Origin of the sequence: Methylorubrum zatmanii, from assembly GCF_014845115.1 — a bacterium.
Lineage (GTDB): Bacteria > Pseudomonadota > Alphaproteobacteria > Rhizobiales > Beijerinckiaceae > Methylobacterium > Methylobacterium zatmanii.
In genome coordinates, this window is record NZ_NKUI01000261.1 from 1 (window position 1) to 4,586 (window position 4,586).

At 73.1% G+C, this 4,586-nt stretch carries 3 protein-coding genes; 2 read left to right on the forward strand and 1 reads right to left on the reverse strand.

Annotation, left to right across the window (positions count from 1 at the left end):
- The first annotated feature begins 126 nt into the window (after positions 1-126).
- Both MZTS_RS22925 and MZTS_RS25530 read left to right on the forward strand, forming a co-directional pair.
- Positions 127-1,605, forward strand: a complete 1,479-nt coding sequence (locus MZTS_RS22925) for a complex I subunit 4 family protein (RefSeq protein ID WP_183667267.1) — start codon at positions 127-129, stop codon at positions 1,603-1,605.
- On the forward strand, positions 1,602-3,056 hold the full coding sequence (locus tag MZTS_RS25530; RefSeq protein ID WP_156454034.1) for an NADH-quinone oxidoreductase subunit N: 1,455 nt from the start codon (positions 1,602-1,604) through the stop codon (positions 3,054-3,056). The genes MZTS_RS22925 and MZTS_RS25530 overlap by 4 nt, the downstream gene beginning before the upstream one ends.
- Before the next feature lie 116 nt (positions 3,057-3,172).
- Here MZTS_RS25530 and MZTS_RS22935 read toward each other — a convergent pair whose 3' ends face one another.
- A complete protein-coding gene (locus MZTS_RS22935; protein WP_183667266.1) occupies positions 3,173-4,462 on the reverse strand; it encodes an ABC transporter ATP-binding protein in 1,290 nt (429 codons plus the stop codon).
- Positions 4,463-4,586 lie beyond the last annotated feature (124 nt).

Here is a 4,586-nt window from a genome sequence, read left to right on the forward strand (position 1 = left end):
GTGTAGAGGTAGAGGCGCCCTGCAGGCCGGGCGCCTCTACCTCTACACGCTCGGCCTGTTCGCCTGGACCGCGGCGGCGCTCGCCGCCGGCGCCCTGATGCTGTGGCCCTGAGGGGACTGGACCCGATGCTCACCGCGACCATCCTCCTGCCGCTCCTCACGGGCCTCGCCGTGCTGGCGCTGCCACGTCACCGTCCGGACCTCGTCCGCCGCGTCGCCCTCGGCGGTTCCGTGCTGACGCTGGGCGCGGCGCTCATCCTCTGGGCCGGCTTCGATCCGGACGACGGCGGCCTGCAATGGCGGATGTCGCTCCCATGGATCCCGTCGCTCGGGGCGCGCTACGACGTCGGCGTCGGCGGCCTCTCCCTGGCGCTGATCCTGCTCACGGCCCTCCTGCTCACGGTGGTGATGGTCTACGTGCTGGGCGAGCACGACCGGGCGCACGCCCACGCCTTCCTCTTCCTCCTGCTCGCGACCGGGCTGATCGGGCTGTTCGCGGCGCAGGACCTGCTGCTGTTCTACCTGTTCTTCGAGGTCGGCCTGGTGCCGATGTACTTCATCGTCGGCATCTGGGGCGGGGAGCGGCGGCGGTACGCGGCGCTCAAGTTCTTCCTCTACACCCGCGCCGGCAGCCTCGCCATGCTGCTCGGCTTCCTCGCCCTCTACCTCGCCATGGAGCCCCACACCTTCTCGCTGCCGGCCATCGTCCAGGCGCGGCCGCTGGACCGGACCCCGCTCGCGGGCGGCCTCGTCTTCCTGGCCCTCCTCCTCGGGTTCGGGGTGAAGCTCCCGGTGGTGCCGCTGCACAACTGGTTGCCCGACGCGCATGTCGAGGCGCCGACCGAGGGCAGCGTCGTGCTGGCCGGTCTCCAGCTCAAGATGGGCGGCTACGGCATGCTCGCCGTGCTGCTGCCGACCCTGCCGGACACGGTCGCACGGTTCGGCTGGCTCCTGGTTGCCCTGGCCCTGGCATCGCTCCTCTACGGGGCCCTGGCGGCGCTGGCGCAGTCCGACATGAAGCGGCTCGTCGCCTACACCTCCGTCAACCACATGGGCTTCGTCACGCTCGGCGTCGCGGTGGCGGCGCTGGCCGGCAACGAGGGCGTGCGCCGGCTGGCGCTGAACGGCGCCGCCGTGCAGATGGTCAGCCACGGCTTCCTGACCGGCGGCATGTTCCTGCTGGTGGGCATGCTCCAGCACCGCGCCGGCACGCGGGAACTCGCCCGCTTCGGCGGCCTGATCGGCGCGATGCCGGCCTTCAGCGGGCTGTTCGGCCTGCTCGCCTTCGGCTCGCTCGGACTCCCGGGCCTGTCCGGCTTCATCGCGGAGTTCCAGGCCATCGGCGCCGCCCTGCAGCTCTCCGCCTGGGTCGCCGCGCTCGCGGTCCTCGCGCTCGTCGTGACGACCGCGGTCTACCTCCGGCTGTTGACGGGCCTGCTGATGGGTCGGGCGCCGCCCGACATGCCGGCGCTGCCGCCCCTCACGGCGGCCGAGGCGGGCGCGGCGGGGGCGCTCGCGGCACTGGCGGTCGGCATCGGCGTCCTGCCGGCCGTCCTCGTCGCGCTGCTCGACGGCACGACCGCAGCCCTGGCGCACCTTCCATGACCGGCGGGCAGGCGATGGGCGGCTGCATGGATCTCGGCGCCGTCGCGCCCGAGATGGTCCTGGCGGGGAGCGCCCTCGCGCTGGTCCCGGTTGCCGGCTGGGTCCGGGGCCGGTGGCGCCGCCTGCCCGCCGCCGTCGCGCTCCTCGCCCTGCTCGTCGCGATGGGCCTGACCGCGCCGATGCTGACGGCCCCGCCGCGCGAGGCCTTCTGCGGCACCTACGCCGTCGACCCGTTCCGGGGCTTCTACCAGTTGGTCATCGAGGCCGGCGCCCTGGTGAGCCTGCTCGCGCTCGGGTCCCACTTCCGCGGGAGCGAGCAGGAACCGCACCACCCGGTCGCGCTGCTCATGGCGACCGTGGGCGGCATGGGGCTCACGGCGGCCACGGATCTCGGCCTCATCATCCTGTTCCTGCAGATGGTGAGCTTCCCGTCCTACCTGCTCGTCCTGCTCGTGCGGAGCGACGGACCGGCCCAGGAGGCGACGCTCAAGTACTTCCTCTACGGCGCCGCCGCGCTGGCGGTGATGGCCTACGGCCTCACCTTCCTGTTCGGCCTCACCGGCAGCCTGAACCTGCGGGCCATCGGGGCGGGGCTGGCCGGCGCCGACCGGGCCTGGGTGGCGCTGGCCTTCGGCCTGGTCCTCGTCGGCTACGGCTTCGAGATGACGCTGGTGCCGTTCCACGTCTGGGCCCCGGACGTGTTCCAGGGCGGGACGGCCCCCGCCTCGGGCTTCGTCTCCGTCGTGCCGAAGGTGGCCGCCTTCGCCGGCCTCCTCCGCTTCCTGCTGGCGGCGATGCCGGACGGCCTCGCCGCCTGGCCGACCGTGCTCGCGCTCCTGGCCGCCGCGACGATGACCTTCGGCAACTTGGTGGCCCTCCGCCAGGCGAGCCTGAAGCGCCTGCTGGCCTATTCGAGCATCGCCCAGGCCGGCTACGTGCTGATGGGGGTTGCGGCGGCCGGGCAGGCCCCCGAGGCCCTGCCGGCCATAGGCTATTACCTCGCGGCCTATCTCCTGATGAACCTCTCGGCGTTCGCGGTGGTCGCGCAGGTCGAGCGCATGACCGGGAGCGACGCCCTCGCCGCGATCCGCGGCCTCGGACGGCGGGCGCCGGGGCCGGCGGCGGCGCTGGCGCTTGCCCTCCTGTCGCTCGCGGGCGTCCCGCCGTTGGCGGGCTTCGCCGGCAAGGTCTTCCTGCTCGTGGCCGCCATCGAGGGCGGCTTCGCGTGGCTGGCCGTGGTGGCCGCCGCCAACATGGCGGTGGCGCTGTTCTACTACGCGGCCATCATCGCGGAGACGTACTTCAGGGATCCGGACCGTGCCGAGGGGCCGGCATCCGGCGCCGGCTACGCATGGGCACTCGGCTTGTGCACGGCAGGGACGCTGGGCCTCGGCATCGCGCCGGGCCTCGGGCGCGGGCTGGCACAGCTCGGCGCGACGCTGCTGCGGTAGGAGCGGCCGCGCCGGGTGCGTGCCGGAAGGTGAGGGTGGTGCCCGGCCATGCGGGATGGCGTCGTCGCGCGGGGCCGGACGCCTGCTCGCGAGGCTCCGGCGCTCGCCGGCTTCGCTCAGGCCGCCCGAACGGTCCGGTCGCGCGCCGACCTCTCCGTCGCGCGATCCCCAGGCCCGGCCGGCCCGAGGGCCTTGGTGACCTCCTCGAAGCGCGCGCTCGCGTCGGACCAGTCCTGGGCGAAGTCGAACAGCTCGCGCATGGCCGGGGCGATCTCCTTGTAGGCGGCCAGGGCTGCGACGAGCGCGCCGAGCGAGAGCTGACCCTGCACGACGAGGTAGCCGCCGATCGAGAAGAAGAAGAACGGGGTGAGGTTCGAGGTGTAGTTGTAGAGGCCCTTGAGGCGGCCCTTCAGGTCGTTGATCTCGATGCGCACCCCCTCAAGCTTCCGGGCCTGAAGCATCTGCCGGCTCAGGTCGGAGGGCTCGCACGCCGCGCGGCCGGCTTGTCGCGCGTCCGCGGGAGCGGTGAGGAGCGCCCCCAGCTCCCGCGTGGCATGGACCCTTTGGCGGACCTTCGCGTTCAACCGCCCCTGCAACCGCGGCAGGATAGACAGCTGGACCGGCAGCATGATCAGGGCCGCCAGCGCCAGGGCGGCGTTCTGCAGGAGGAGGAAGACGATGCTGGTCACGAGCGTGCCGCCTTGGACGAGTGGCACGACCACCAGGCTGCCGCCGAAATAGCCGATGGGCTCGACCTCCTGGACCGCGACGGCGGCCAGCGTGGCCCGCCGTTCGGGGGAGCGCTCGCCGCGCGCGCGGCGGACGATGGCGAGGCGGAGGCGGCGCACGAGGCGCTCGTTCACGCGCCCCCGGACCCGATTGACCGCGTACTTGGCGAGGCCGCTGAGCGTGAGCACGGCCAGGTAGCTGGCACACAGCGCGAACAGCAGCTCGACGCGACCCAGCTGGACGCCGAGGAAGGCCATCTTCGGGTGACCGTCGCCCGTATCGTCGGCGAGGGCGTGGTTGATGATGTGCTTGGGGATCTCAAGGAGCAGCCAGGCCGCCGGCAGCGTCAGGACGGAGAGGAGCACGAGACGGAACTGCAGCCGCGAGGTCGCACGCACGACGTAGGATTCCAGCCGCGCCGCCACTGCCGGGCGGGCGCCTGGCCGTCCCGCCGCGTCCAGGGACGCGGCGGGCGGCGGAAGCGCCGCCGTCCCGCGGGTGCGATGCCGCCGGGCGGCGGCCCAGCGCAGGCCCGACCGGATGGCGAGCCAAGCGGTCCAGGCAGGTGCCACGACGAGGACCAGGACCGTGACGAGGTCGATCCACCAGTGGGTGTGGGGGTGGTCGAGGCCCAACGTCCGATGGATCAGGTCGTGGATGATCGGCGGGGTCAGCAACGGGTACTCCTGGCGACAAGGCTCCGGCGTTTGTCCGGGCGGAAGGGCGCGGCGCGGCTTGCCGTGAGCCCGACGACCTCCGAATGGGCTTCGGAGGTCCGGCCCTGCCGGGAGCGCCCGCGGG

What these genes read in the sequence shown, in the direction of transcription:
- MZTS_RS22925 (WP_183667267.1), top strand. Translation starts at nt 127, where the DNA reads ATGCTCACCGCGACCATCCTCCTGCCGCTCCTCACGGGCCTCGCCGTG.
- MZTS_RS25530 (WP_156454034.1), top strand. Translation starts at nt 1,602, where the DNA reads ATGACCGGCGGGCAGGCGATGGGCGGCTGCATGGATCTCGGCGCCGTC.